The following is a 25,583-nucleotide window of genomic DNA, read 5'->3' as shown; positions in this document are numbered from 1 at the left end:
TTGTCCCGTGCGCAAAATAATTCGAATACGCTGATTGTTACTAACCTTCCGGATGTGTTCAACCAACACAAGTCCTGCGTCATCTTGCTCCATTACGACATCCAATAGAATGACCGCAATATCCTGACGAGCCGCTAATATTTGTCGCGCCTCCGCAGCACTGCGTGCCTCTACAACTGATATTGGAATGCCTTCAAACCGAAAGCGAGATAGCACAAGTCGAGTAACATCTAAGACAGACTGATCATCATCAACGACCAGTACAGGGATGGGACTAGGTAAAAACTGATTAAACTGAACAGCAGACTCCATGCCTTCGTTGTGCATTCAATCCATTCCTTTGCCAATTATTAGCAGATCCATTTGCTTAACATCACCGTTAAATAATAGTTAAAGTTCAGCCTTGGTTGAACTCGGCATTCATATTAGTCATCACCTAACATGTCACGTTTTAATCTGCTTTGAACTGGGTCATCACCCAGCCAAATGGCAAACATGGCTTTCTTAAACTCCGCACCAGGAACAACGGCTTGCTCCTCACTGTTGCGATAAATTACGACTCCTCGCGCTGGATCGTATGCCAAATCAAAAATATCATGATTTTGTAGAGTCGTTCGAAATGCGCCAACCATGGTTTCAATTTCGTTTTGTATCGGTGCAGTATTGCCATGAGTAGCCTGTACAAAACCCTCATGAGCCGCATCAGCAAAACGATCACCTGTAATCATATCGGAAATGACATAAATACGCATGGCTAAAGGCTTATCTGCCGACAAATAGGCCAATATATCTATGTCTTCATTTTCTACACTATCCTGCGGAAGATATAAAGCACACACATAAAGATGATAGAAAAACTTGGTACGAACGCCTGCACCCTTAAGCACCAATGGAGCATCTAGAATAGGCAGTTCGTTTTCAACCTTAATACCTTCTAACGTCAAGGCTTGAGCGCCAGAGACTAGAAATATCGAGAGAATAATACCTGACAACCAGCGAGCAGCATTGGAATAAGAGACCATTACACATCCTTTCAATTCAATAAGTCACGTCGAACCAAGCAGTTACACTGGCAGCAAATAACAACCATAAAATAAATGCTAAGCCAGCTAATGCTAATAATAACATGACCGTGAGCTTCGGGAATTGCCAAAAAGACGCCAAACTAACGCGTAAATGCTAGTTTCAGAAGGATGTATCTCTTAAAACAGTAGCTCTTGTCGCTCCAATGCATCGAAAAAGTATCGACGCATTGAAGACAACAAAATGCTCAGCGAAAATCTTTTAGATTTTTCTGAACAAATAAGAGTGTCAGCTCAACGAGATTTTCACCGGAATCATAGAAGCGATCGTCTAGTTCTGCGATTTCATCAGCATGTTCGCTTTCAATTTGATCAAACAAATCAACGCGCTCATCTTCATCAGCAGGTACTTGGCGATCTTCGAACATATCAAGGAGTCGATCCAGTAAAATACTGGTCTCTTTGGCTTTGATTCGCTCAAGTGATTCTAGCGTTTCTTCAGCTCTAGCACCGGCTTCGTGATGAATGAATTGAACGAAACCGCCGTTCTCCATTTCACTAAGTAGCTGATCGATGCAATAAACGGTTTTTTCCGCTTCTGTCAGTGAGTCATATCCCATCTCAGATTCTTTATCATAAATGACATCAGTGATCTGAAGAAATGAATCAGTTTCATCGGCAACATCTAACGCTGCCTGAATCTCCATGTTCATAAATTCCTACTCGTCTTACTCATAAAACCAATGGTAAAGTCACAATAGCCTACCCAGTTGAGTTTGACAAAGATTTTAAAACAACTAATTGACAATTGCTTTTAGCCAACGCTCGCGGGGATCGCCACTCGTTTGATAAAAGCAGCGGTTGCCGCAGGATCTTCCATAGGAAAACAATGCGTCCCCGGCTGTTCAAGCCAAGCCACATTGCGATTTATACTGGCTGCGCGCCGTGCTGCTCGACTAATAAAAGGATAACTTTTCTCCGCGACCAGTATATAAACTGGGCACTTCACTGAACGCACGGAATGCCACAATTGATAAGGATATGACCCAAATATCGACGCCTCCCAGAACGGATCACAGCTCAGCACGCGCTCGGCGCCATCAGAATATGTTCCAAATTCAACAAAAGCCTCAAGCGCACTAGGATGCCAAGCTCGGTACAACGACTTACGCGCCAGATCACTTTGCAGCTCTTCTTTGCTTGGCCAACGACGGCGACGTTGCTGTACCGCCTTGACTAATTTTGTTCGCTGCCAGAAACCGCTTTTGCGCAACAACCTCTGCGTTAATAGGATTTCAGACGAAAACAACACTGGGTCTAGCAAGATAATACGAGTGAATAGATTAGGTTGTGCCGCTGCCATCAGCAGTGTCATTACGCCACCCATTGAATGACCAACGCCCACTAAAGGACCACTCGTGCGCGAAATGATGCTTTCTGCAATGGTTGCAGCCATAGCATTCCAATCTGGCTGAATGGTATCGGGCTTATGTGAAACGCCGTGTCCCGGTGCATCGGTAAACAATAACCGGCGGTCGTTAGGTAACAACGCGGCAACTGGCTCAAGAGTACGAGCGCAAAAACCGTTGCCATGAAGAAAATGAAAGCCTTCCTCACTCTCAGAACCAGAACGATCATACCCACCTAGCGCACCATCGTGCCAAGCCGTGAGATCGCTAATACGCATTTCTGAATCGGTCATCTTGAGTCCTTAACATTTTCAGTCGCAACTAAGCATAGGTTTCAACCAGCCAGCCATCGCTTTTTGTCATATTTGCAATGCCCAGAAGGGTATCACGCTAGCGCTCTTTAGAATCTGCAACTAGGGTAAAAGTGTTTCCCATAAACATAATCAAAAAGGTTACCGTCATGACTGCAGCGACAACTCTTCGCGCCTTAGAATCAAACCGCCTATTCACTGATTTAAAGGACGCCGAAGCGCGCCTTTCCCAAGCCTCTCGCGACCTCAAAGCCGGTGTTATTTCCGAAGAGGAATACAATACCGAGGCCGAGCTTTGCATCAAAATTATTCGAGCCTGTAGCCTTTTGCATTAAGCAAAGACGCTTCTACGCCGCAGCCGGTACGCCGCTATGAAAACGGAACTCTGTATCGGGCGTTAGAATCAATTCTCTTTCTGCAGCACGCAGTTCGTCGATACGCTGACTAATATCAGCGTTGGCATACTGTCGCGCCAATCCGAGATAATCTTGATAATGACGCCCTTCCGAGCGCAATAACGAACGATAAAACTTGGCCAAACGCGCATCGAGATGAGGCGCCAAACAGGCAAAACGCTCACACGAGCGAGCTTCGATTAGCGCGCCGATGATCAATACGTCGATCAACTCATCCGAACCGTTTCCGCCTTTGCGCACCTGTTCGCGCAGGCTGGAAGCATAGCGCGAGGATGATAAGTTGCGATAATGAACACCGCGCTCTTTCATGATCCCGACCACTTGCTCGAAGTGCAGCAACTCTTCACGTGCTAACTGACTCATTTTTTTGAGCAGGTCATCACGATCAAGATGACGATACAGCAAGGTCATTGCGGTATTTGCGGCTTTTTTTTCACAGTTGGCGTGATCAATTAGCAGGATATCTTGCTGCTTAAGCGCTTCTTCAATCCAAGCGTCTGGCGTTGGGCAAAGTAGAAATTCGTTGATTTCGTTTAACACCGCTTGCAGGCTCATTCGCCGATCTCCAATAACGATTCTAAAATAGCGCGAACATCGCCACTAATAACCACAGCATTTTGGCTTGCGTCATCTAACAAACAAAAAGTAACAACGGCATCAACCACCAAATCTTTCGGTTCACCGTTTTCTAAGCGCCAGACGGCTTGGCTAAACTTCGCACTCTTATTGCCAATTGCAGCAACGGATGTGGATACTCGCAAAACATCACCGAAAACCGCAGGCTTGCGATAATTGATATTAATATTGGCTACGACAATCGCCAGATCACGTTCTTGAAATTGTTCGACCAAGCGATGATGACCGAGAAAATCCCAACGACTTTCTTCCAAAAACTCCAGATAACGTCCGTTGTTTACATGCTGATAAATATCGAGGTGATAACCTCTAACAATAATATCTACGGACAAAAGAGTTACCTAAGGGTGATAAGTGAGCGCGGATTTTAATCAATATGTCGCGATTGAACAACGAAGAGGCCGATTTTAACTAACCTGACCGCGTCGCCAACGTAAATCATGCAAGTTCATACCCAACGGCACATCTCGACGCAATGCCGCCAACACTCGGGTCAACAGAGCCTGCTGCCAATGCTGAGCCAATGTTGCGGCCAACTTTTCTGGTAATAGCTGTGGAAAAGCCAGAGCCATATCTAACGAGCCACAAGTATCCAGCACACTGCCAGCGCCTTTAGGGCCAATGCCAGGAACGCCAGGCAAATGATTCGTGGTATCGCCGGTCATGGCCCAAAAATCGACCAGTTGATGAGGCGGCAATCCCCACTTTTGCTTTACACCTTCAACGTCAAAGGCTGTACGATCAAAATGATTGCGCAGTTGAATGCGCGGTGTCACCAACTGACAAAAACCTTTATCGGTTGATAGTATAGTGACCTCAAGCCCGCCCGCCGAAGCGCGGTCGGCCAAACTCGCGACGATATCGTCGGCTTCCCAACCCGCGACATCAATGCACGTGAGCCCTGCATCGGTTAAGCCAGCTCGAATTTCGGGCAAACCGGCTTGCAGTGCCTCAGCCATAGGCGCACGCCCAAGTTTGTAATCAGGCCAGAGGGTATGGCGCCATGTTTCGCATTTTTCTTCAAAGACCACGACACAATGACTGGCACCGACAGCCTCTGCTGTTGCCGCTGCAATGGACACCGAACGAGCACGAGTGCCTTCTACGGGCCACTCGCCGCCCTCAAGAGCGGCATAAACACGACGAATCAAATTCATCGCATCAATGATCAGCAGGTGCATCGCCACCCTCCTCTATTTGCTCTTTAACAATGGAAGCCTGACTTTGCTGCGCTTGCCACAAACTCGCATACGCTCCTTTTTGTACTAATAAGTCGGCATGCGTACCTTGTTCCAATACTTCACCATCTTGCAGTACAGCGATTTGATCCGCATCGACAATCGTGGATAAACGATGCGCAATAATAAGGGCCGTATGGCCTTTGGCAACTCGGCGAATTTCACCCATAATCGCCCGCTCGGTATGGGAGTCTAACGAGGATGTCGCTTCATCAAATACCATAATATCTGGGCGTTTTAATAACATTCGCGCAATCGCAATACGTTGCTTTTCACCGCCAGATAATTTCAATCCACGTTCGCCTACTAAGGTATCTAGGCCTTCGGGGCAAAGCTTTAACAAGCCATCAAGGCTAGCCATGCGTACTACTTCCAGTAACTCTGCTTCCGTTGCTTCAGGCCGAGCATAAAGCAAGTTGTAGCGTAAGGTATCGTTAAATAAAACCGTATCTTGGGGCACTATACCCAGTCGTTCGCGTAGAGACTTTTGCGGTACATTGCGAATGTTTTGGCCGTCGATAAAAATGCCACCGTCTTGCGGATCATAAAAACGAAATAGCAGTTTAGTGATGGTTGATTTACCAGCACCGCTACCACCCACAACTGCTAATGTTTTGCCCGGCTCTAGGGTTAAATTCAGGCCTTTTAAGATAGTGCGCTCGGTACGATAACCAAAATTGAGATCGCGTAGCTCAACTTTACCTTGAGTGACTTTAAGGACATTTTGCCCGCTATCAGCAACCGCAGTTTTCTCGTCAAGCAAATCTATCATGCGTTCGATATTCGCCATCGACGCTTTAATTTCTCGATACACAAAACCCAAAAAGTTAAGCGGCAAAAATAACTGGAACATAAAAGCATTAACAAGAGTAAAGTCACCCAACGTCATGGTGCCTTCAATTACATAATAGGCAGCGAACATCAACATGGCGGCCATGGCCACACTAATAATTAAAGCCTGGCCACTATTTAGCGTAAATAGCGACAAACGATTCATACGCCTTGCCGTCTCCCACTTGGCTAGCGCTTCGTCATAGGCACTTGCTTCACGTTCTTCTGCGGTAAAGTACTTAACAGTTTCGTAATTTAATAAGCTATCAAGTGCGCGGGCATGCGTGGTCGAATCCATTTGATTCGCTTCACGCACGTAGCGCGTTCGCCACTCCGTTACACGAATGGAATAAATTACATACAGGGTTACCGCCAACGACGTGATAAAAGCAAATACTGGCGGATAATTCGCCAATAAAATACCGACAACTAATAGCAGCTCTAGCAAGGTCGGCAAAATATTAAAAATTAAAAACCTCAGTAAGAAACTGATGCCATTAACACCGCGTTCAATGTCGCGCTGTAACGCTCCGGTTTGGCGATCCAAATGAAAAGCCAAGCTTAAGTCATGCAGGTGACGAAATACCTTTAATGCCATGCGGCGCATCGCTCGTTCAGTCACTCGACCAAACAACAAATCTCGTACTTCACCAGCAAATACCGTTAAAAATCGTGTGGCACCATAAGCAACCAACAAAGTTAAAGGGAACGCCACCCACCAAGACACCGGCTCGCTAACGGCTTGTAAGTGATCGACTTGGTACTTAAGTAAAAATGGCATACCGACACTGGCTAATTTAGCAGCAACAAGACACAACGCCGCTAACACCAAGCGCCCGCGATACTCCATAAGAAACGGCCACAAAATACTCAGCCAATACGCCGGACGTAAACGCTCGGGGGGTTCTACCGGCGTGCTTTGAAAACTTCTCATGGATGACTTTCTCTGATTCGGGTGATTTGCCATACTGGCGGCAATACAAACGGGCTATCATAAGCTTCGTTAACCAACGATGCGAAGGCGAGTTTCATGCTCAGCCCGTCGAGGATAAGGATCAAACTGCAGTGATTCAACGCATTTCCCGTCTTAAGGCCGCATTACCTGAGCTAACCGAGCTCGAACGCCTTATCGACGAAGGCAGCCAGCACATGCGCATCCGTGTTCCTGCTCACATTCAACACGGCGAAGACCACCTTCCCTTTTATGTCATCGAGATGGGTTCTACCCGCAAAGATGCTCCAGTACTGGCGTTAGTAGGTGGTGTACACGGTGTCGAACGTATCGGTACTCAGGTTATATTGTCGTTTTTAAAGACCTTAATCCGCCGACTGCGCTGGGATCCCGCTGCAATTGAGCAATTACATCGCATTCGATTGGTGATCATTCCTATCGTTAACCCAGGGGGCATGGCTGATAATAGCCGCAACAATCCCAACGGGGTCGATTTAATGCGCAATGCTCCAGTCGAAGCGCTGCAACGTACCCCCTTTTTAGTAGGTGGGCAGCGGATCAGCTCCAAGTTACCTTGGTATCGTGGCGAACGTGACAAACCGATGGAACCAGAAAATCAGGCACTCACGGATGCCATCCATCATGCATTAAAAGACCAGCCTTTTTGCATGAGCCTCGATTGCCACTCAGGCTTCGGTACCAAAGATCGCCTGTGGTTTCCGTATGCGAAAAGCGTCGATCCTTGGCCCGGCATTGATAGTGCGCATGCCATGACTGAATTATTTGAATACACCTACCCTCACCACGACCTGTATTTATTCGAACCTCAGGCCCACAGCTACACTACGAGTGGCGATGTGTGGGATTACCTATACGACGACTATCGCGCCTCACAACCTAACGGTTGTTACTTACCGATGACATTAGAAATGGGTTCATGGCTATGGGTAAAGAAGAACCCTCGCCACCTATTCCGCTACCACAGCCTGTTCAATCCGATCTTGCCGCATCGCCAGCAGCGAATTTTACGTCGACATTTAACATTTTTTGACTTTCTGATGTCGGCAACTGCGACGATGGCAAGCTGGGCACCAACGGACGCACTAACTCAGCAACATCATCACATGGCGGCACTCACACGTTGGTATCCTGGACGCTAGCATCATAGGCCTAGGTAAATTTAAGAACTTAGCGGAGATAGTGTGATCTGACCTCGTGATCCGTTACACTAACCGCCTTATTTTATTGTGACCTAGGCCTGTAGCCTTAGATTTAACGCTACTGCCACTTGACGAGAAAGCTGACCGAACCATGCCCTTATTCCGCTCATCTGCTATCCGTACATTATTTGCAACGGCCGCTTTGGCTATTTCTGCGGCTTCTACCCATGCCGAAATCAATGCCGACTTAGGTTTAAGTTCTGAATACGTGCGCGATGGCATAAGTCAAAGTGGTGGCAACGTCGCTATACAAGCCGGTGCAACCGCAACCAGTAATACCGGTTTTTATGGCGGTATCTGGGGTAGCCAAGTTGATCGCAATGGCGACAAGGTGCAGGCAGAGTTTGATGCTTTTGGTGGTGTTTATGTGCCTCTTAGCGAACGCTTCGCCGTTGACTTAGGCGCAACTCGCTATACCTTTCATGGCGACATGGATCGGGATGGAGATAATTACAACGAAGCCTTTGCGCGTATTCTATTCAACGATGCGTTAACGCTTGGCACTCGCTACTCAGATGCTTATATGGGCAGTAATTATGCTCATCGCTCGCTCGAACTCGGTTACACCATGACTCGTGGTACCTTCTCTATTGAATTGTTTACCGCCCAACATCGTTATCTAGAAATTGATGAGAACGTTAACTACGGCGCAGAACATCAAGATGACTATTGGCAGTTTCGCGTTGGCGTTGGTCGTACTTATAACAAGTGGGATTACCGCTTTGTACTCGACCGTACTAACCTAGGTAGCGAATACGACGCCGGCACAACCATTCAATTCAGCGTTCATCGCTACTTCAACATCTGGTAAAACAATGCCAGATACTTTATTGCCACCAGTGGTTATGTTGCGAGGATTAATCCGCAGTAATTTCCACTGGGGAGATTTCCCCGAACGATTAGCACCTTGGTGCGCGAATATCATTCGACCTGAAATCCCCGGCAATGGTTTTCGCTTTAACGAAAAAACACCCGCCAGTATTCATGCCTTAATGGAAGATGTACGCCAACAAGTGACCGCCCAACATAGCGGGCCAGTTATTATTGTTGCCGTCTCTATGGGCGCCATGATTGCGATGGAATGGGCGCGTTGCTACCCAGCGGAAATCGCCGCCATGCATCTTATTAATACCAGCTTGGCGAATATGTCTTTACCTTGGCAGCGCATGCAAGCACCTGCACTTCTATCGCTAATTGCACACGCTACGGGCAGAGATCGATTAGAAAGTTGCATTATGCGCTGGACCATGAATTTAGCGGATCGAGAATCCTTACAGCAGCGTTGGCTAGCGTTTAATCGCGAGCACCCTTTAACATGGGCCAACGGAATCGCCCAGACGTGGGCCGCTAGCCGCTACCGCGGACCGATAACTGCGCCGATTCAAGATGTGTGGTTTTACAATGCGGAAAAAGATCACTTAGTAAAGTCGGCCTGTACCGCACGTATTGCATCGAAATGGCAAAAGCCCCTTGATACACACCCGACCGCAGGTCACGACCTACCAATGGATGCTGGAGACTGGCTAGCCAGTTTAATCGGTCCGCGCTTAAATCTAATGGTTTAACCTAGTCCAGACACTTAATCTGTATTTTCAACCTGACTAATCGCCGCTTCTTCTTGTGGCGGCGTAACCAAATCTTCAAACGACGCGACAGAACCATTAGCCATCCACGGTATGCACGGCATAAATTTGCCTTGGCATAGTGTAGGAAACGTATCTGCCATCACATTGAACATTAACTTAGTGTTGTAGCCTCGAGGAAAACGCACCTCACCCGACGACAATATTTTGGTAGGAAAGCTATGAATATGGCGATAAAAACCCAACAAGGTTTGGTTATCAAAAACTAATAGAGTGAAATACTGGTGGTAGTCCTCACCGCGCACTCGTTCTAAACCAATCAAGGTGCGCTCACCATGACGGCCAAAAAAGTAAAACGACATCACTTTATCGCTTACGTGATCATCAAGTAAGGGCGAATGCGTGCGGTGTAAAAAGGCCTCAGTCCATTCTGGAGTAACGGCAAGCGCCGCCTCAATAATAGGGGTTGCTACCGGCTCATCTTCGGTAACCGCCCGATCCTCTGGCGCTGACTCAACGTTAGTAGCGTCAAGGCTTTCAGCAGCGTCAATCACGCCACCCTGCTCTGCATGAGTGCAGACAGCGAGAGAAAAATTTAACAAGCTACCAAACAGACCCATAATTATTATTTTTTTGATCGTCATGTGGTCCATGCACCATATCAAATCATCTTTCTCGCGCGGCGAAATTTACACCGCGCATTCTAATGTACCCACCAAATCTATGGCTGAGTGAGTTCAAGCTTCATGCCTAAGTACTTTTCTAAATCAGGCAACAGAAATGCATCGTCTTCAGATACTAGGCTAATAGATACACCCATGGCACCCGCTCGGCCAGTACGACCAATACGGTGAACATAATCTTCTGGATCTTCTGGCAAGGTGTAGTTAATCACATGGCTAACGCCATCAACGTGAATACCACGACCAGCAACATCGGTTGCCACCAAAATATTCACATGCCCATCGCGGAAACGTTCCAGCGTGCGCACGCGCTTTTGCTGCGCAACTTCACCAGACAACAACACAGCAACATGACCATGCTTATTCAATTTGTCGCAGAGATTACGGGTTAAATCACGACGGTTAGCGAAGATAATGCAACGCTCTGGTTTTTCTTCGTTAAGCACCTGCTCAAGCACTCGGTACTTATCAGACTCTGCCACTAAGTAGCACTTCTGCACGACGCGATCTGTCGTTACTTGTTCAGGCTCAATCACGACCTGATGCGGATCTTTGGTCCACTGGTCGATCAAAATACGGACATCGTAGTTGAACGTCGCAGAATACAGCAGCGTTTGACGTTCATCTTTGGGCGGCGTCGAACGCACGATGCGGCGAACATCGGGGATAAAGCCCATATCTAACATGCGATCAGCTTCGTCTAGCACCAATACTTCAATTTGATCGAGAAACACATCTTGGCTGCGCATAAAGTCAATCAAACGACCCGGTGTGGCCACCAGAATATCGACTACTTCATCGCGTAAAACCTTGCGTTGTTGCTCGTAATCCATACCGCCAACGACAGTAAGAACATTCAGACCGGTATACTTAGCTAACCCTTCAGCATCTTTACCAATTTGCATTACCAGCTCACGCGTTGGCGCAATAACTAAAGCACGCGGCTCACTAGCAAAGCGCTCTGGCGGCACATTCGTTAGCAAACGGTTTAAAATGGTTAACAAAAACGCTGCCGACTTACCCGTGCCCGTTTGCGCTTGGCCAATGGTATCTCGACCGCGCAACGCTGCCGGTAAGCTCTCAGCCTGAATTGGCGTGCAATAACTGAAGCCGAGTTTATGAATACCCTGCATCACAGAATCTGGAAGATCTAAATCGTGAAAGCGCGTTTTACCTTCTTCAGGTTCAACCTTGAATTGGCTGATATCCCACGGCGCTTCAACTACCGCATTCGCTTTAGTGCGCTTGTGTTCGTGCTTTTCGCGACCCGCAACATGCTGAGGACCATTCGTCTTTGCCGTATTGTTAACTGGCTTACTGCCCTTATTGGCAGTGGATGTCTTTGCTGCGGCTGGCTTTTTAGTATCTGCCGCGCTTTTGGATTGCCGCTTCGGTGGCGTATTTGTCGGCGCCTTATTCTTTCCCGAAACTGCTTTTAACAGTTTTTTTAACAAAACCTGCTCCGCTCTATATTCGTTCTGGTGCAAACAGGTGCACACCAAATTGTGAATGTCGTTGATAATAATCTAACAGGGCCTTTTTTAATACGCTTGCCCGCATAGGAAGGCCATTTGCAAGGTATTTTTGTGCCTGTTTTACCACCGCAGCCCGAAAACGCGCAATACCTGCCGCCACCGCGACCGGATCACCATTCAGATTATCGGTACTGAGATAAAATTTGCGCCCACACGCCTCAGATAAAATCCACTCAAGCGCCTGAGGTTTCACCTCAACTTGTTCAAACTCTCGCTGGCGTTCCGGGCTGCGGCCATCAGGCTCATACCAGTAACCAAAATCGACCAACAAGCGCCGTTGTTTACCAGCAATACACCAATGGCTGATTTCATGCAGTGCAGAGGCGTAAAAACCATGAGCGAAAATTAGGCGATGATATGAACACTCATCGTTTGCAGGTAAATATTCCGGCTCATTATCACCAGCAATCAGACGCGTGTTTTCACTGTGCGCAAACAAGCCATCAAACAACTCCATCAAATCTTGAATATCCAGTACTCGTAGCGGAATAGCTAAAGAGTCCCCCTCAAACGGAAGGGTATGTAATGGAACGCTGTTATTTGACATCGGCATAGTAATAAATCGGTATCTGGCTGGTTCTTACGTAATGTTAAGTGCAAAATGCGCCGCGACAACTATTTTTAATCATCGCACCCCCTCTGAATCACGGACACTAGCGGCATGACGTTTAAAGCTCAAGAAGTTAAAGCCATTATACGCCTGACTTTGCCCATTCTTGCGACTCAATTAGCACAAATTGGTATGGGTACGATTGATACCATTATGTCGGGTTATGTTAGCACTCGTGATCTTGCCGGTGTAGCAATCGGCACCGCTATTTGGATGCCTATATGGATGCTGCTGGCAGGTATATTAGTTGCACTGTCTCCTATGGCTGCGCAGATGAATGCCGCACGTCAACGCGATGCTATGCCGCGGTTATTGGCGGCAGCAATCTATCTTGGGCTTATCGCCGGAGCCTTAGCAGGTATCGTCGTAGCTGCTATCGCTTACAGTCTACCTAGCATAATTGAAGACACCGCTACCGCCATCATTGCTCGCGATTATCTCTATTTTATTGCACTCGGCATGCCGCCGTCTGGCATTTACTTGGCCTACCGCTTTTACGCCGAAGCGGTAAACCATGCCGTATTCCCAATGCGAATTATGCTGGTCGCCTTACTGCTGAATATTCCACTCAATTATATTTTTGTATACGGTGCGCTGGGCATGCCAGAAATGGGCGGCCCCGGTTGTGGTGTAGGCAGCTTGCTCGTTATTCTATTTTTAATGGTGGCCAACGCATGGGATACACGCCAGCGTCGTATCACCAAAGAATTCCCACTCTGGGAGCACGTACGCCACCCCAATATGGAATACGTCAAAGACCTATTTCGTATCGGTATGCCCATAGGCATTGCCATCTTTTTTGAAGTAAGCCTATTTACCGTGATTGCCCTTCTTATTACCGATTTAGGGCCAACCGTCGTCGCTGGTCATCAGGTAGCACTGAATATTTCATCGCTCACCTTTATGATTCCGCTTAGCGCTGGTATGGCACTCACCGTTCGAGTGGGTCATCACCTTGGCAGTAACGATATTATCGCAGCGCGAACCACGGCTTGGCTCGGAGTAAAACTCAACCTCGGGCTAGCACTGTTTAACGCGACAATTATTGTATTGGGCGCAAGCTATATCGCCGGACTCTACTCCCCCGATCCGCTGGTGGTTGCTGTAGCGTCCTCCTTAATGATTTATGCCGCTATCTTTCAAATATCGGATGCCGCGCAAATTGCCGCAGCAGGTGCTTTGCGCGGCTATAGAGATACCGTTGCCGTGATGATAATTACCTTCATAGCCTACTGGTTAATTGGCCTGACCTCAGGGTACTGGCTAGCCTACGGTGAAAGCACACAACTGGGCGCTAAAGGCTTTTGGATGGGATTGGTTATCGGGCTGTCATGCTCAGCGATTGCACTTTGCTGGCGCTTGTATTTAATCAGCCATAAGCCGGAAGTTATAAATACTGAAGAAAAAGCACTCAATAGTTGAGTGCTTTTATTTTTTAAAACAACAACAAAAGCAACTTACTTAGCTTAATCTTACCTAGGTCAATTAAACCTACCCGAAATAAAGAGTATTAAACCCAGCCCGCAACATACACCACAAATATATAGCGCAACCCCTTTCCTATTCCTACCAATAACAAAAACGGCCAAAATTTAACCCGCATAATGCCAGCAATCAGGGTTAGCGCGTCACCACCCAGCGGCAGCCATGCCAGCAAAAGCGACCATACGCCATAACGTTGAAACCATGCCTGCGCTTTTTCGATTTGTTTCTGTGAAAAATAAAACCAGCGCTTATTTTGAAATTTCAGTATGTAAAGCCCAAGGACCCAGTTAACAACTGCCCCCAGCGTATTACCTAAGGTTGCGATAGCTACCAAGATCCACGGATCCCCACCATCGCGTAGCAGCGCGTAAAGCAGCACCTCAGAATAAAACGGCAAGATAGTTGCGGCTAAAAATGCGGAACTAAATAACAATAAATAAGAAATCACAAAGATGCTCGAACGTTAGAAATAGAGAATCAGCGACCCACTTTCACACACGACAGCAACCAACGAAATAACGCCAATTGCGACGGTAGATAAAATAGATATTCGGGATGCCATTGCACGCCTTTTACTGGCGCACCAGTAGTGCTTTCAATGGCCTGCACAATATTATCACGATCTCGCCCCACTACTTTTAAGCCTTCTCCAGGACGATTAACCGCTTGGCTATGTAAACTGTTAACCCACAGCGCTCCTCGCTTGCAAATGCCTGCTATTCCAGACTCGGGATCAAGCGTGACATGCTTAGTTGGTAATAAACTAGGGCGATTACGAGTATGCACTCGGGTATCGCGTATATCCTGAAATAACGAGCCACCCAATACTGAATTTATTAACTGAGCCCCACGGCAAATACCAAGCAATGGAATGCCCTGATCGAGTGCTTTTTTAATCCACTGTATTTCGAGTGCATCGCGTTCGGGATCAGTTTTACTTTTTGCGTTTATATCACCGCCGTAATGCTCTGGTGCGATATCGTTGCCACCGCCGATAATCAAGGCATCTAATGGATGCCCGCTCGGCGGATGCTCTACTGTAATTCGCTCAGGAGCTGCACCGATAAGCCGTAATGCGAATGACGTACACCACCAACTTGGAGCCCATCGACGAGCATTTCCGGTTACACCAACGCGTGGTCTTTTAGCCATTGATCTATATACTCAACCCAATCTGTTCGACTTATATCCAGCAGTGGACGCTGACGTTCGGTACTTAAAAACTCCGCCGATAGCTCAGTAATAGCGTCTGGCATATTGGCTAATTTTTCGACCACTAGCCAAGAGTTATAAGGCACTAACAACGACCAATCACCATGTTCAATACGACAATCTGGCAAGCGATAATGAAACGCTGGGCGAGCTTTAATTCGTGGGTCATCAACGATACTTCGGACTCTTTTTTCATCTATCGTGGCTAGTAATGGCAACAGATCTAAGCCGCGATTACGACTTGGATTGTGCTCTAAATAGTCGTCAAATATTTGATCCATATCCGCGTTTGGATGAGATAAAACCTGCTTTAAGTAGGCTTTTGAATACAAATCAATATATGGGCTAATGCGCCGCGCAATGTCGATTTTATGAGTATCCACTATCCACCATTGCAACAACGCATAGGCTCGAATATAAATGCCTAACGTGTTCGCAGTTAGGTCAGGTAACTCAACATTAACGTGAACGCCATAAGCAGAAATAAACGATTCTTCTGTTCCAACAGCACCCGCTTCACGCAACGCATCGACCATAGGCAGCAACTCGTTTAACCGAGTAACGGCGATAGGTGGACAAACTACTTCGATGGGAACCAATAAAGGGGCGACGCGGCTAAGTAGATCGACCCATGTGCGGTCTTCATTTGGGCCACTTTCTTTAGCGGCTTTTGATTTTAGGTAAGCCCAATCGATTTCTATATTGAACTTGCCAAATTCGGCGCTCGTCAGTTCGACCTCAGCTTCGGTTTTATGACTAATACTCGCATTCATCACTCGCTCAACCGTATTAACGGTTTGGTTCAAGTCAATGCCAGAAAATTCAAGTTCAAAGCCTATTCGCCTAGGATCACCATTTTCTTTTAAAGGCTGCGGTGGCAGTTCAAATCCACTGCTGTTTATATCGACCATATAGAGATCCACTTCGCCTCATTGAAATATCGTATTAACAATACACGGATAGCCGAACTATCGCATGTTTTGTCCGAAGATTGGCTAAAAAAAAACCCTTCCTTTGTTATTGATCTAACCCCATTGTGATAGCATAAGCGTCATTCCGCCGCCTGATGCGGCCACTAAGATCTAAGAACAGAGATCTGACCATAAAATAAGTTCAATATATAAGAACAGGTATCCCACATGAATGCAGAAGTCGCTTACGAAGTAAGTATCAATCCCGCCACGTTGGAAGAGATTGGTCGCTTACCTTTAACCACTAAAGCCGAATTCGAAGCCGTATTCAAACGTGCTAAAGCAGCCCAAAAAGAATGGGCAAAGCTGTCCTATAAAGCGCGTGGCAAGTACGTGTTAAAAATGGCCGACTACATTCGTGATCATGCCGATGAGCTATCTGAAATCATCAGCCAAGACAACGGCAAGCTGAAGATTGATGCACTGAACACCGAAGTATTGCCATCCATCATGGGTGCTACTTGGTATGTTAAGAACGCGCCAAAAGTATTGAAAGATCAATTATTGCCGCCGTCATCCATGTTGTTTTTCAATAAGTGGTCGAAGCGTGTTTATCAACCTATCGGTACTTTAGGCATCATTAGCCCATGGAACTACCCATTCAGCATTCCATTTGGTGAATTGGTCATGGCGCTGATGGCAGGTAACGCGGTTGTATTGAAAGTTGCTGCGCAAACACCACTGGTTGGCCAAGCCATTGAACAAGTCGTTAAAGCCTCCGGTTTACCCGAAGGATTATTTACTCATGTAGTGGGTTCTGGCTCGAAAGTGCTCGATTCAATGCTTGAAAATGGCGCTAACAAAATATTCTTCACCGGTTCTACCTTTGCAGGTAAACAAGTAATGAAGTCTTGCGCTGAATATTTGGTACCGTGCAGCCTAGAACTTGGCGGTAACGATGCCATGATCGTTTTGGAAGATGCCTCCATTGAACGAGCTGTCAACGGTGGCATGTGGGCTGCCTACCAAAACGCCGGTCAATCTTGCGGTGGCGTAAAGCGCGTTTACGTGCACGAAAAAGTGTATGACGAGTTTGTTGCAATGAGCATTGCTAAAACCAAAGCACTGCGTCACGGCTTTAATGGCTACGATGTCGACTTAGGTTCAGTCACCACTGAAAAGCAATTTCAAACGTTAGAGAAAGAACTGCAATTAGCACTCGATAATGGCGCGACCATTGCTGCGCAATCTCAGCCTGTAGGCGAACAAAAGGGTTACTTCTTCCCTGCTACACTGCTGACCGACGTAACCCCTGATATGGCATTTATCCAAGAAGAAATTTTTGGACCTTTCATGCCGATTGTTAAAGTGCGCTCAGAAGCAGAAGCCATTGAACTGGCAAATAAGTCACAATACGGGTTAAGTGCATCCGTATGGACTAGCAGCAACGCTCGCGGCAAACGTATAGCAATGCAATTAGAAGCAGGAGCCGTTGCAATTAACGATCACCTTTATACCCACGGTATCGCTAACACCGAATGGGGTGGACCGAAAGAATCAGGCATTGGTCGAACTCATGGTGCACTCGGTTTGCACGAAGTCAGCGGATCTAAAATCATTAACTGGGATCTAATGCCGGGCATTAATAAAAACAATGCATGGTGGTTCCCATTTGATGAAGCAATTTATAAAACCATGCTGGAACTTACCAAATACGCTAAGCCAACCTCTGTATTCCAGTGGTTAATGCTGAACGTCACTGTAATTCCTAAAGTATTATTGCGCATGGCATCAAGCTGGAAAGTCGATAAAAAATAAGCTTAACTTTTATCGACAATAATCGTGAAACTTAGCAAACGATTAGAGCAGCTCAAATCTATGGTTGCAGCAGACTACCAGCATATCTGGGACTGCTGCTGCGATCATGGTTTTCTTGGTGTCGCACTGTTAACAAAAAATAGTGAACCGAACTCCAGAACCACCATCCACTTTGTTGATATCGTTCCTGAGCTTATGCAAACGCTCAGTAGTAAACTAAACCATTTTTATCCTATCAAAGATTATACTTGGCAGACCCACTGCCTTGACGCATCTCATCTCCCCCTTCATAAATATCAAGGTAAACATCTAATCATTATTGCTGGCGTTGGTGGCGATTTAATGATGCGCTTTATCGATACGATTATTAAAAACCATCCAAATACTAACATTGATTTTTTACTCTGCCCTATACACCATCAATTTGCGTTACGAAAGTACTTGAGAAGCTATCAATTTAGCCTGAAGAAAGAAAACCTAACTGAAGAAAATAAGCGCTTTTACGAAATTTTATTAGTTTCTAACCAGCTTGATAAAAATGCAGAAATAGCCCCTATTGGTGAAGCAATATGGCGGGCGGGTTCTGAACAGCAAGCAATCATATGTAAGAATTATTTGAAGAAAACGTTGGCACACTACCAACGTATTGAATTAGGTGGCAGTGCCTTGGCCACGGAAGCTATAAAAGCGTATAAGACCCAATTACTTAACGATCGGTAAATTAGGCAGACCTCACTCCTGTTTTTCACTTATATTAAAATAGTTTACCTATTTCTATTTTAATAGCGCATGATGGACTCCTCTCCTCCCGCCTGAGGCCCTGTTCAAGGCGGAATTAATACTAAATATCACTTCTTATAACACCTCGATGCTGTGCTGAGAGCACTAAGTCGCCGCGCAACTACCTACAAACTGTCGTAATTTTCGGCACGATCATTTATTTCGCCGTGAACCTTTGTATCACTAATGCGCTTATATTTGCGCCAAAAAATTTCTATCGAGAATTCTAATGCATTCGATCAAACGATTATCTAACCGAGCCTTTGGATTTACCGTCCTTATTCTTTCCATCTTAATATCGGGTTGCCAAGAAGACAGTAATGGAAATAATGACGGCAATGAAGGCGCTCCCACAATTAGCTCCACCAATCCTGTAACGATGGCCACTACAGTCTCGATCAATAATAGTGTGACCGTGACTTTCAGCGAATCAATGGACGAAACGACGCTTACTACCGAAAGCTTTATTGTGAAAGGCGCTGGTGAAATGGCCCTAGTGGGCGTGGTGTATTTAGACTCCGTCAGCAATACAGCAACTTTTGATCCTACCGACAACTTAACACCCAATATTGTCTACACCGCCACCATTACAACGGCAGTGAAAACGACAACCGGAAAAGCGCTAGCCAGCTCTTATGTGTGGACCTTTACTAGCGGCGCAACAGCGGATTCCACGGCCCCTACCGTGAGTTCAACAGATCCTATTGATACTGCGACTGGTGTTCCAATAAATCGAAGCATTAACGTAGTTTTTAATGAATCGTTAACCCCTGCTAGCGTTAATGATGCGAGCTTCTCTGTCACCGCAGATATGGGCGCCACTTCGATTTCAGGTGTTGTTACTTACAAAACTACTCTGGTGACTTTTAACCCAACCAGCGATCTCGTTGCTGATACTCTTTATACTGCAACGGTTACCTCCGCGATTACTGATATTGCAGGTAACGCACTCGCCGTCGATTATTCTTGGACATTTACAACAGGCTCAACCGTCGCCGATGGCCCTGCGCCAGTGAATTTATTAACAGCCGGCGATTATGTCATTCTAACCAAAACCGGCATTACCAATGTCCCTACTTCAGCGATCACTGGCGACATAGGAGCAACCCCCATTACTGCTGCATCGATGGATAATGTTACCTGTACAGAAATAACAGGAACGATTTTTGGCGCTGATCAAGCCTATACCGGAAGCGGCGACATATCTTGTTTTGCAGGTACAGCATCAGATAATACACTCGTAGCTAATGCAGTACTTGATATGGGAGCTGCGTACAACGACGCAGCAGGCAGAACGACGCCAGATTTCACCGAGCTACACGCCGGTAATATCAGCGGTAAAACACTCGTACCTGGTCTTTATAAATGGGGTACCAATGTGTTGATTAACACGGACGTTACTCTGTCTGGTAGTGCAAACGATGTTTGGATTTTTCAAATATCAGGGGATGTTATTCAAGCAGCAGGTACAAGTGTATTGCTAATCGGCGGCGCACTTCCTAAGAATGTATTTTGGCAAGTTGGCGGCGGTACAGGTGTGGCACTTGATACGAACGCAAGCTTTCAAGGCATAGTGTTAGCAATAAAAGGCATTACGGTAAATACCGGCACAACGGTGAACGGCAGGCTTTTATCACAAACAGCCGTTACGCTAGACATGAATACAGTTACACAACCTGCGCCATGACACTAACAATAGAAATAGCGATGTGAAATTTAAAAGGACCCTGATGGGTTCTTTTTTATACATTTAAATTTAAGCAGCTCGTCAAAAGCCAATACCTTCCAAGCCGTGATATGCACGCAGATAACGCTGGAAAATTAGTCATATTGTGCGAAACCGTCAGGGATACATATAATCCAAATTCAGAAATTTAAATTGGCAAGAATATCTATCACCTCTAGCTTCATTACGAATCTACCTTAAAGCGTTTTAGTAAGAGATCTAACTCATTTGACGTATCAGACAGCTTTCTATTTTCAGACGTCATTTGGCTGGCTCCGGAAGCAGTTTCTGCCGCCATCTGATTAATACGGTCAATATTTAGATTAATCTCAGAAAAGACTGAACTTTGCTGCTCAGTTGCACGGGCTATATCCACATTCATATTTTTAATCCGCCCCACAGAGGCAGTAACTGATTCCAACGATGTATTGGCTCCCGCTACTTGTTCCACAACATAGTGCACCTTATCTCGACTCAGGTTCATTACTGATACTGCTTTTTCAGACCCTTTTGCTAAGCGATCAATCATTCGATTAATTTCTTCTGTCGATTGTTGCGTACGACTAGCTAAAGATCGAACCTCATCAGCAACCACGGCAAACCCTCGTCCTTGCTCACCAGCACGTGCCGCTTCAATAGCAGCGTTTAGTGCCAGTAAGTTAGTCTGTTCGGCGATACCACGAATCACATCCAAAACCGAAGAGATACTATCGGTTTCTGTTGCCAATGATTGTACGGCATCACAAGCATTGTCGACCTGTATCGAAAGATCATCCATTGCACTAATGGCACCAATCACGAGTTCGCTAGCGCTTTGTGTATCGGCGTACACAGTTTCTGCCGAATGTGACGTTTCCGATAGACTGCTTGCGATATGCTGAACGTTAGCTGTTAATTCAGTTGTTGCAGTCGCGACCTGTTCGACTTCGTTTTGCTGAGCGTTTGAGCCTATGCTTGCCTGCTGCGCCATCACCATCATAGATTCTGTTGACGATGATACCTGATGGCTTGAATTGCGCACACGCCGAAGCACATCAACCAGCTGCTTACGCATTATTTCAAGCCCCTCAGCGACGACCCCAATTTCATCATTGCGCCGTGACTTGGTCTCGTGAGTAAGATCTCCTTTAGCTATCAAATCCAACGCATATACGATCCGCGGCAACCAAGCTAATGCCCCTTTCATAGCAAAGTAGAGTGACATCAAACCCACTAAAACCAATAAAGAAATACCTAAAAACCACCATTCAAGCGATCTAATTAATGATTTTTGCTCGAGCATGAGCTTATCTGTGCGTTCTTCTATACGAGCAAGAAAACCATCAACCTGCTCCGACATCGCCAAAGCAGCATCATCAAATGAAGACATTAAGGCATTGCCAGCAGAAGGACCGCCACTCACATAGGCTTGGGCCATACTCTTACCTGTTTTATAATAATTATCAAAAAGTGGTAAAATTTCCTTGTAAGAGGAGGCGTTGATTGGATCGAGAACCTGCAACTCACCAATTATCTGAGTGAAGAGTGCAGCATTTGCTTCAGCTTCTGTAAAACCATCATCTAGTCCATCCAGACCTCGTGTTGCACTGATGTCTGTAAGCCACTGCTGTACCTGTACAACCGCCAGTTTAAGAGAATGGGCTCGATTCAAAATAGGAATATCATGGCTACTTACCCCAGCAGCTAATGAATCCAACGCCCAACTCTTACTCATAACCATGGCAGCTTCAAGCAGCAAGATACCGCTGAGTACTATGATTAATAGGGAAAAGCGTTTACTAAGTGAAACTGTCGACGTTTTTCCTAAACCATCCATTTTTGTTTTACGCTGAACCATTGTGGCAATCCTTCAAATTAGGCGGCTTGACAACTATACGCCGACGGCCAAAAACCACACAAAAATAGTGGTAATGACATTCATTATAGGCCAATTTCTGCAATCGCAAGTTGAAGGAGGTATTATTCTTAAGGTATCAATCATTGGTCTATACTCCTAATATCATCAGAGCTCTGCACACCAATAAAGTCGTCACTAAATAAAATAATGTAATCGCTCAAAAACGTCTATAATAATCGCATTTAGTATTGCGCCTAACGCGAGATATATTGCTCGCGCTACACTGATGAAAAAGATAATTTTTAACTCAACAAACTGCTCCTCTAACGATTTCAGAAAGTCCCCTAAGTAACTTATTAAATCTATCCCCTCTCGCTTTTCGCAACTCCTCTTTAATGGCCTCAACGCTATTACCAAAGAATATTTAGAAGAGCTTATATCTGAGAACGAATGCGGCCAGACCTGCAATACTATAAGAAATATAGAAGATCATGCTTCGTGCCTAATTAAACTTCAAAAAATAATTCCCAAACCAGAAAGTTAAAACCAATACACTGGCGAAATTACTAGAGAGACATTGGATATTAAATTTCAACCCTTAAAAAACCGCTATTAGCTAGCAAATCCGTCACAACCTTACACAAAAAAATCCTAAAAAAAGACAAATCCTGCCAAACCGAAAGCAAGTCCTAAACCGACCCATTCAGTAAAAATGTCATGATAATCATGAAAAAGTGTTTTTGAAAATTGAACTTTTGGCTTTCCTTATAGTTTTTACAGCACGATTGAATTCATCAGCTAGAGTGAAAACATCTGCTGATTTTCTCAATTAGATCGCAGCCAATCTACCCGAATAGAGACCTCAGATCATGACTAGAAAACTCCTTACTCTCAACCTATGTTTGGCGCTGGGAGCCTGTAGCAACGGCGCTTCAGACTTAGCTAGCAGCGATACAACCACAACTAATACGATCAGCTCTTCCGACTTAGTTTTACCGTCTCAGATATCCTTGGTTGAACCTAAAGCGTCAGATACAAATCAAGCACCTGCATTCCTTGCCCAAGCCCCTGCATCAGAAGGAGGCTTCCTCGAAACGGGGACAGACTACAGTGAGGCTCCTCAGCGCTCTCATGTATGGCTGGAGGCACTAGAACCACTCGCAACTGTCGATAGTATTTTGTGCTTTATCGGCCAACTAAAACCCGAGTTAGAGGTGAATGAAGGGCCGTATACCGTATTAGCAGATATGGATAGTTGCTTTGAAAACGACAGTGGCAATAACGATCAAAGCTCAGGGAGCCAAGGTGCCGTTAACTACACAGAAGTTACTGTAGACTCAACTCGCAGCGAAGCGTCCGATGCCCCACTGAATGTGCATATTTGGTTTGTGATGAATAATGGTGATTCCAGTCAGGCCATTAGAGTTAACGGTGTCATCAGTGAAGGCGCTTCAGAACAAAACCCTTTTGGTTCTTTTGTTCTTAGCTACCAATTTTCGGATGCACTCGATTCAGACGATCCAGATGCTTACGGTAAAGGAGAATTAGCGACGGTTGATACGCTCGCTGGCTTCCAAGGTTTTACCTTATACGAGTCATCCATTCGCGGGCCGGAAGAAATGTACGAAACCGCGGCGAGTGTTGTTGTTAATCCATCAGAAGATAACGGCATAGCATTAACTGGCTTTCGCCAAATAGGTAACGACGCCGCGGAGGCGAACAAAGCCTTTGCCATTTCTTACAACAGCGACAATTTACTACTACAAAAAGCGGCGACCTTCGAGCAACTGGCTTATAAAAATGATGATCAAAATGGCACTTGCCTATCACGAAATAGCTTTACAGAAACTGTTTGGCGCTATGGTTTATATTCAATAGCAAACGGATCATCGGTCGAATTAAATTCCGGCTTTCCATTTTTGTATGACGCAGACATTGATGGTAACTATGATTCGCGCGGCTATGCCAGCTATTGGGGTATTTGGACCGAAGGAGGTCAGGACGATCTGTCTGGTGTTACCGTTCAACGAGAAACCTTCGATGGTACTACCGGCACTGAGTATGAATTAATCCAAGCTCAGGGACGCTTAATGAAAAACACCGTTATATCACTAAATTTAACGGATATTGATGGTATCGAGTTCGAATACTTTGAATGGAACAATTCGAACAATACGGGCACCAACTTTATCGTTGTATACGATTCTGGATCTGGCGACTTCATTAAAACAGCCACTGTTGAGTACGGTGAAAACGGGCAAAATCGAGCTGATCTAGAGTCACCTGTTGTAATTAGTTTAGCGTCAGGCCAAAACCTTCATATGTTTTCAAACCAATTAGGCGGCGGCGTTCAATTCCTTGAAGGCGGCACGGCAATTACCTTCTTTAAGCAAGAATTTGTTACCGGTAATGAAACAAGTACAGGCGAGCTATTCGAAAGCGGCACGGCAACTCTTTATTGCTATGAAAACTGCCCTAAAGCAGGAATTACATCATCGGATCTTGATACCTACGATGGTCCATATTTAACCGATAGCACGGATGTTGGATCTCCTATCATTTATACGATATCCAACTCTGGTGCGAATACACTCGAATTAATGATCAGTACCGATGCCGTTGCCTATCCAACCGATTCAGAAAATAGCAGCAACAATCAGCATCCTTGGGGAGTTCGCTCCGGCGGTATGGTAACCGATACCTCTAGCCTAAGTGCGACTACTGATGTTTATGATTCTGAAATTGTAACTGTTTTCTACGAGTTTGAGACTGGCCCTAATTCTTGGAATCGTCAGGCAGCCCTTGTTGATTCGTCGGGTGACATCGTAAGCTTCGATAAGCCCCTAGAATTCACCTATCGTCATGAAGATGCCAATGATCGCACCGGCAGCGCCGGTAATTACGATGGTCAAACCGTTATGCTTAACTACGGAGGACAAGGCGATTTATGGGGAATTCCTAGCCTAACGGATACAGAACGCGGCTACTTTACACCAGCATTTAATATAGCGGATGCGGTGGTCGTTGGCGGCGATGGCGAATACGTCGTCAAAGCCTTAGAGATCGAACAAAAGATGGAACGTACCGATGGTCAATGCACTAGCTTAGTATTGAACGATCCTGCTGTACCGGTGCCAACGACGGTAAACGGAACACTGAACAACGAAGCGGTTCCTACCGTAACTGATGCACCGCGATACATTGCGGGTGAATCGACTGCAGATTAAGAATACTTACGTTGCTTGAAAATAAATAACCCCTGCTTGCAGGGGTTATTTACATCAACTTAAACCTTTACTTAAACCTTTACTTAAACCTTTACTTAAACCTTTACTTAAACCTTTACTTAAACCTTTACTTAAACCTTT

Annotated in this window: 24 protein-coding genes; 9 read left to right on the top strand and 15 right to left on the bottom strand. The window is 45.7% G+C overall.

The features are described from left to right. From UXZ23_RS14990 to UXZ23_RS14975, 4 genes are all read right to left on the bottom strand, one after another. The coding region (locus UXZ23_RS14990; protein WP_320821347.1) for a response regulator at nt 1–327 on the bottom strand (327 nt) is incomplete at its 3' end. Nucleotides 328–425: 98 nt separating this feature from the next. Next, complete coding sequence (locus UXZ23_RS14985; RefSeq protein ID WP_320821346.1) at nt 426–1,022, bottom strand: chalcone isomerase family protein; 597 nt, start codon at nt 1,020–1,022, stop codon at nt 426–428. Between the two features lie 248 nt (nt 1,023–1,270). After that, a complete protein-coding gene (locus tag UXZ23_RS14980) occupies nt 1,271–1,729 on the bottom strand; it encodes a DMP19 family protein (protein WP_025265627.1) in 459 nt (152 codons plus the stop codon). A 107-nt stretch (nt 1,730–1,836) separates the two neighbouring features. After that, nucleotides 1,837–2,724, bottom strand: a complete 888-nt coding sequence (locus UXZ23_RS14975; RefSeq protein ID WP_320821345.1) for an alpha/beta hydrolase — start codon at nt 2,722–2,724, stop codon at nt 1,837–1,839. Nucleotides 2,725–2,891: 167 nt separating this feature from the next. On the opposite strand from UXZ23_RS14975, the gene UXZ23_RS14970 reads away from it, so the two are divergent. Continuing rightward, nucleotides 2,892–3,077, top strand: coding sequence for a hypothetical protein (locus UXZ23_RS14970; protein ID WP_320821344.1), 186 nt, complete (start codon nt 2,892–2,894; stop codon nt 3,075–3,077). 12 nt (nt 3,078–3,089) lie between these two features. Here UXZ23_RS14970 and UXZ23_RS14965 read toward each other — a convergent pair whose 3' ends face one another. The 4 genes from UXZ23_RS14965 to UXZ23_RS14950 form a co-directional block, all read right to left on the bottom strand. Further along, the gene (locus UXZ23_RS14965; RefSeq protein ID WP_320821343.1) at nt 3,090–3,713 is read right to left on the bottom strand and encodes a tRNA-(ms[2]io[6]A)-hydroxylase; all 624 of its coding nucleotides are present in this window, start codon (nt 3,711–3,713) and stop codon (nt 3,090–3,092) included. Further along, nucleotides 3,710–4,126: an acyl-CoA thioesterase gene (locus UXZ23_RS14960; protein ID WP_320821342.1), complete on the bottom strand. Its 417-nt coding sequence runs from the start codon at nt 4,124–4,126 to the stop codon at nt 3,710–3,712. Before UXZ23_RS14960 ends, UXZ23_RS14965 begins: the two co-directional genes overlap by 4 nt. Nucleotides 4,127–4,201: 75 nt before the next feature. Next, the gene (locus tag UXZ23_RS14955) at nt 4,202–4,975 is read right to left on the bottom strand and encodes a 5'-3' exonuclease H3TH domain-containing protein (protein WP_320821341.1); all 774 of its coding nucleotides are present in this window, start codon (nt 4,973–4,975) and stop codon (nt 4,202–4,204) included. After that, nucleotides 4,956–6,797: an ABC transporter ATP-binding protein/permease gene (locus UXZ23_RS14950; protein WP_320821340.1), complete on the bottom strand. Its 1,842-nt coding sequence runs from the start codon at nt 6,795–6,797 to the stop codon at nt 4,956–4,958. Before UXZ23_RS14950 ends, UXZ23_RS14955 begins: the two co-directional genes overlap by 20 nt. Before the next feature lie 131 nt (nt 6,798–6,928). Between UXZ23_RS14950 and UXZ23_RS14945 the strand changes: the two genes are divergently transcribed. The 3 genes from UXZ23_RS14945 (at nt 6,929) to UXZ23_RS14935 (ending at nt 9,600) form a co-directional block, all read left to right on the top strand. Beyond that, entirely contained in the window at nt 6,929–7,975 is a 1,047-nt protein-coding gene (locus tag UXZ23_RS14945; protein WP_320821339.1) for a M14 family zinc carboxypeptidase, read from the top strand. A gap of 151 nt (nt 7,976–8,126) precedes the next feature. Next, nucleotides 8,127–8,846: a TorF family putative porin gene (locus UXZ23_RS14940; protein ID WP_320821338.1), complete on the top strand. Its 720-nt coding sequence runs from the start codon at nt 8,127–8,129 to the stop codon at nt 8,844–8,846. Between the two features lie 4 nt (nt 8,847–8,850). After that, nucleotides 8,851–9,600 carry an alpha/beta hydrolase gene (locus UXZ23_RS14935; RefSeq protein WP_320821337.1) on the top strand — a complete coding sequence of 250 codons (750 nt, stop codon included), beginning with the start codon at nt 8,851–8,853 and terminating at the stop codon, nt 9,598–9,600. A 14-nt stretch (nt 9,601–9,614) separates the two neighbouring features. Here UXZ23_RS14935 and UXZ23_RS14930 read toward each other — a convergent pair whose 3' ends face one another. The 3 genes from UXZ23_RS14930 to UXZ23_RS14920 all read right to left on the bottom strand — a co-directional run bounded on the left by UXZ23_RS14930 (nt 9,615) and on the right by UXZ23_RS14920 (nt 12,389). Next, the gene (locus tag UXZ23_RS14930; RefSeq protein ID WP_320821336.1) at nt 9,615–10,262 is read right to left on the bottom strand and encodes a hypothetical protein; all 648 of its coding nucleotides are present in this window, start codon (nt 10,260–10,262) and stop codon (nt 9,615–9,617) included. 77 nt (nt 10,263–10,339) lie between these two features. Then, complete coding sequence (gene rhlB, locus UXZ23_RS14925) at nt 10,340–11,755, bottom strand: ATP-dependent RNA helicase RhlB (protein WP_320821335.1); 1,416 nt, start codon at nt 11,753–11,755, stop codon at nt 10,340–10,342. A 13-nt stretch (nt 11,756–11,768) separates the two neighbouring features. After that, the gene (locus tag UXZ23_RS14920; RefSeq protein ID WP_320821334.1) at nt 11,769–12,389 is read right to left on the bottom strand and encodes an elongation factor P hydroxylase; all 621 of its coding nucleotides are present in this window, start codon (nt 12,387–12,389) and stop codon (nt 11,769–11,771) included. A 108-nt stretch (nt 12,390–12,497) separates the two neighbouring features. On the opposite strand from UXZ23_RS14920, the gene UXZ23_RS14915 reads away from it, so the two are divergent. Then, nucleotides 12,498–13,868, top strand: a complete 1,371-nt coding sequence (locus UXZ23_RS14915) for an MATE family efflux transporter (protein ID WP_320821333.1) — start codon at nt 12,498–12,500, stop codon at nt 13,866–13,868. Nucleotides 13,869–13,956: 88 nt separating this feature from the next. Here UXZ23_RS14915 and UXZ23_RS14910 read toward each other — a convergent pair whose 3' ends face one another. Genes UXZ23_RS14910 through UXZ23_RS14900 form a run of 3 tightly spaced genes read right to left on the bottom strand, consistent with a single transcriptional unit; the run spans nt 13,957 to nt 16,054 of the window. Then, the gene (locus tag UXZ23_RS14910; RefSeq protein WP_320821332.1) at nt 13,957–14,379 is read right to left on the bottom strand and encodes a YqaA family protein; all 423 of its coding nucleotides are present in this window, start codon (nt 14,377–14,379) and stop codon (nt 13,957–13,959) included. Between the two features lie 29 nt (nt 14,380–14,408). Further along, nucleotides 14,409–15,083, bottom strand: coding sequence for a gamma-glutamyl-gamma-aminobutyrate hydrolase family protein (locus tag UXZ23_RS14905; protein WP_320821331.1), 675 nt, complete (start codon nt 15,081–15,083; stop codon nt 14,409–14,411). Continuing rightward, nucleotides 15,056–16,054, bottom strand: coding sequence for an amidoligase family protein (locus tag UXZ23_RS14900; RefSeq protein ID WP_320821330.1), 999 nt, complete (start codon nt 16,052–16,054; stop codon nt 15,056–15,058). The genes UXZ23_RS14905 and UXZ23_RS14900 overlap by 28 nt, the downstream gene beginning before the upstream one ends. A gap of 228 nt (nt 16,055–16,282) precedes the next feature. Here UXZ23_RS14900 and UXZ23_RS14895 point away from each other — a divergent pair, with 228 nt between their 5' ends. The 3 genes from UXZ23_RS14895 (at nt 16,283) to UXZ23_RS14885 (ending at nt 20,339) form a co-directional block, all read left to right on the top strand. Beyond that, entirely contained in the window at nt 16,283–17,872 is a 1,590-nt protein-coding gene (locus tag UXZ23_RS14895; RefSeq protein WP_320821329.1) for an aldehyde dehydrogenase family protein, read from the top strand. 24 nt (nt 17,873–17,896) lie between these two features. Beyond that, complete coding sequence (locus tag UXZ23_RS14890; protein ID WP_320821328.1) at nt 17,897–18,592, top strand: tRNA (adenine(22)-N(1))-methyltransferase; 696 nt, start codon at nt 17,897–17,899, stop codon at nt 18,590–18,592. A gap of 289 nt (nt 18,593–18,881) precedes the next feature. Further along, entirely contained in the window at nt 18,882–20,339 is a 1,458-nt protein-coding gene (locus tag UXZ23_RS14885) for an ice-binding family protein (RefSeq protein WP_320821327.1), read from the top strand. A gap of 223 nt (nt 20,340–20,562) precedes the next feature. Here UXZ23_RS14885 and UXZ23_RS14880 read toward each other — a convergent pair whose 3' ends face one another. Further along, nucleotides 20,563–22,215, bottom strand: coding sequence for a methyl-accepting chemotaxis protein (locus tag UXZ23_RS14880; RefSeq protein ID WP_320821326.1), 1,653 nt, complete (start codon nt 22,213–22,215; stop codon nt 20,563–20,565). 869 nt (nt 22,216–23,084) lie between these two features. On the opposite strand from UXZ23_RS14880, the gene UXZ23_RS14875 reads away from it, so the two are divergent. After that, complete coding sequence (locus tag UXZ23_RS14875) at nt 23,085–25,442, top strand: hypothetical protein (protein WP_320821325.1); 2,358 nt, start codon at nt 23,085–23,087, stop codon at nt 25,440–25,442. Nucleotides 25,443–25,583: the final 141 nt, after the last annotated feature.

This window comes from Thalassolituus sp., from assembly GCF_034111725.1.
GTDB lineage: Bacteria > Pseudomonadota > Gammaproteobacteria > Pseudomonadales > Oceanobacteraceae > Thalassolituus.
This window is presented reverse-complemented; position numbering and strand designations above follow the sequence as displayed.

Excerpts from the sequence above, each read along its gene's own strand:
- UXZ23_RS14985 (WP_320821346.1), bottom strand. The coding sequence starts at position 1,022 with ATGGTCTCTTATTCCAATGCTGCTCGCTGGTTGTCAGGTATTATTCTC.
- UXZ23_RS14980 (WP_025265627.1), bottom strand. The coding sequence starts at position 1,729 with ATGGAGATTCAGGCAGCGTTAGATGTTGCCGATGAAACTGATTCATTT.
- UXZ23_RS14975 (WP_320821345.1), bottom strand. The coding sequence starts at position 2,724 with ATGACCGATTCAGAAATGCGTATTAGCGATCTCACGGCTTGGCACGAT.
- UXZ23_RS14970 (WP_320821344.1), top strand. The coding sequence starts at position 2,892 with ATGACTGCAGCGACAACTCTTCGCGCCTTAGAATCAAACCGCCTATTC.
- UXZ23_RS14965 (WP_320821343.1), bottom strand. The coding sequence starts at position 3,713 with ATGAGCCTGCAAGCGGTGTTAAACGAAATCAACGAATTTCTACTTTGC.
- UXZ23_RS14955 (WP_320821341.1), bottom strand. The coding sequence starts at position 4,975 with ATGCACCTGCTGATCATTGATGCGATGAATTTGATTCGTCGTGTTTAT.
- UXZ23_RS14950 (WP_320821340.1), bottom strand. The coding sequence starts at position 6,797 with ATGAGAAGTTTTCAAAGCACGCCGGTAGAACCCCCCGAGCGTTTACGT.
- UXZ23_RS14940 (WP_320821338.1), top strand. The coding sequence starts at position 8,127 with ATGCCCTTATTCCGCTCATCTGCTATCCGTACATTATTTGCAACGGCC.
- UXZ23_RS14935 (WP_320821337.1), top strand. The coding sequence starts at position 8,851 with ATGCCAGATACTTTATTGCCACCAGTGGTTATGTTGCGAGGATTAATC.
- UXZ23_RS14930 (WP_320821336.1), bottom strand. The coding sequence starts at position 10,262 with ATGACGATCAAAAAAATAATAATTATGGGTCTGTTTGGTAGCTTGTTA.
- UXZ23_RS14920 (WP_320821334.1), bottom strand. The coding sequence starts at position 12,389 with ATGCCGATGTCAAATAACAGCGTTCCATTACATACCCTTCCGTTTGAG.
- UXZ23_RS14915 (WP_320821333.1), top strand. The coding sequence starts at position 12,498 with ATGACGTTTAAAGCTCAAGAAGTTAAAGCCATTATACGCCTGACTTTG.
- UXZ23_RS14905 (WP_320821331.1), bottom strand. The coding sequence starts at position 15,083 with ATGGCTAAAAGACCACGCGTTGGTGTAACCGGAAATGCTCGTCGATGG.
- UXZ23_RS14900 (WP_320821330.1), bottom strand. The coding sequence starts at position 16,054 with ATGGTCGATATAAACAGCAGTGGATTTGAACTGCCACCGCAGCCTTTA.
- UXZ23_RS14895 (WP_320821329.1), top strand. The coding sequence starts at position 16,283 with ATGAATGCAGAAGTCGCTTACGAAGTAAGTATCAATCCCGCCACGTTG.
- UXZ23_RS14885 (WP_320821327.1), top strand. The coding sequence starts at position 18,882 with ATGCATTCGATCAAACGATTATCTAACCGAGCCTTTGGATTTACCGTC.
- UXZ23_RS14880 (WP_320821326.1), bottom strand. The coding sequence starts at position 22,215 with ATGGTTCAGCGTAAAACAAAAATGGATGGTTTAGGAAAAACGTCGACA.
- UXZ23_RS14875 (WP_320821325.1), top strand. The coding sequence starts at position 23,085 with ATGACTAGAAAACTCCTTACTCTCAACCTATGTTTGGCGCTGGGAGCC.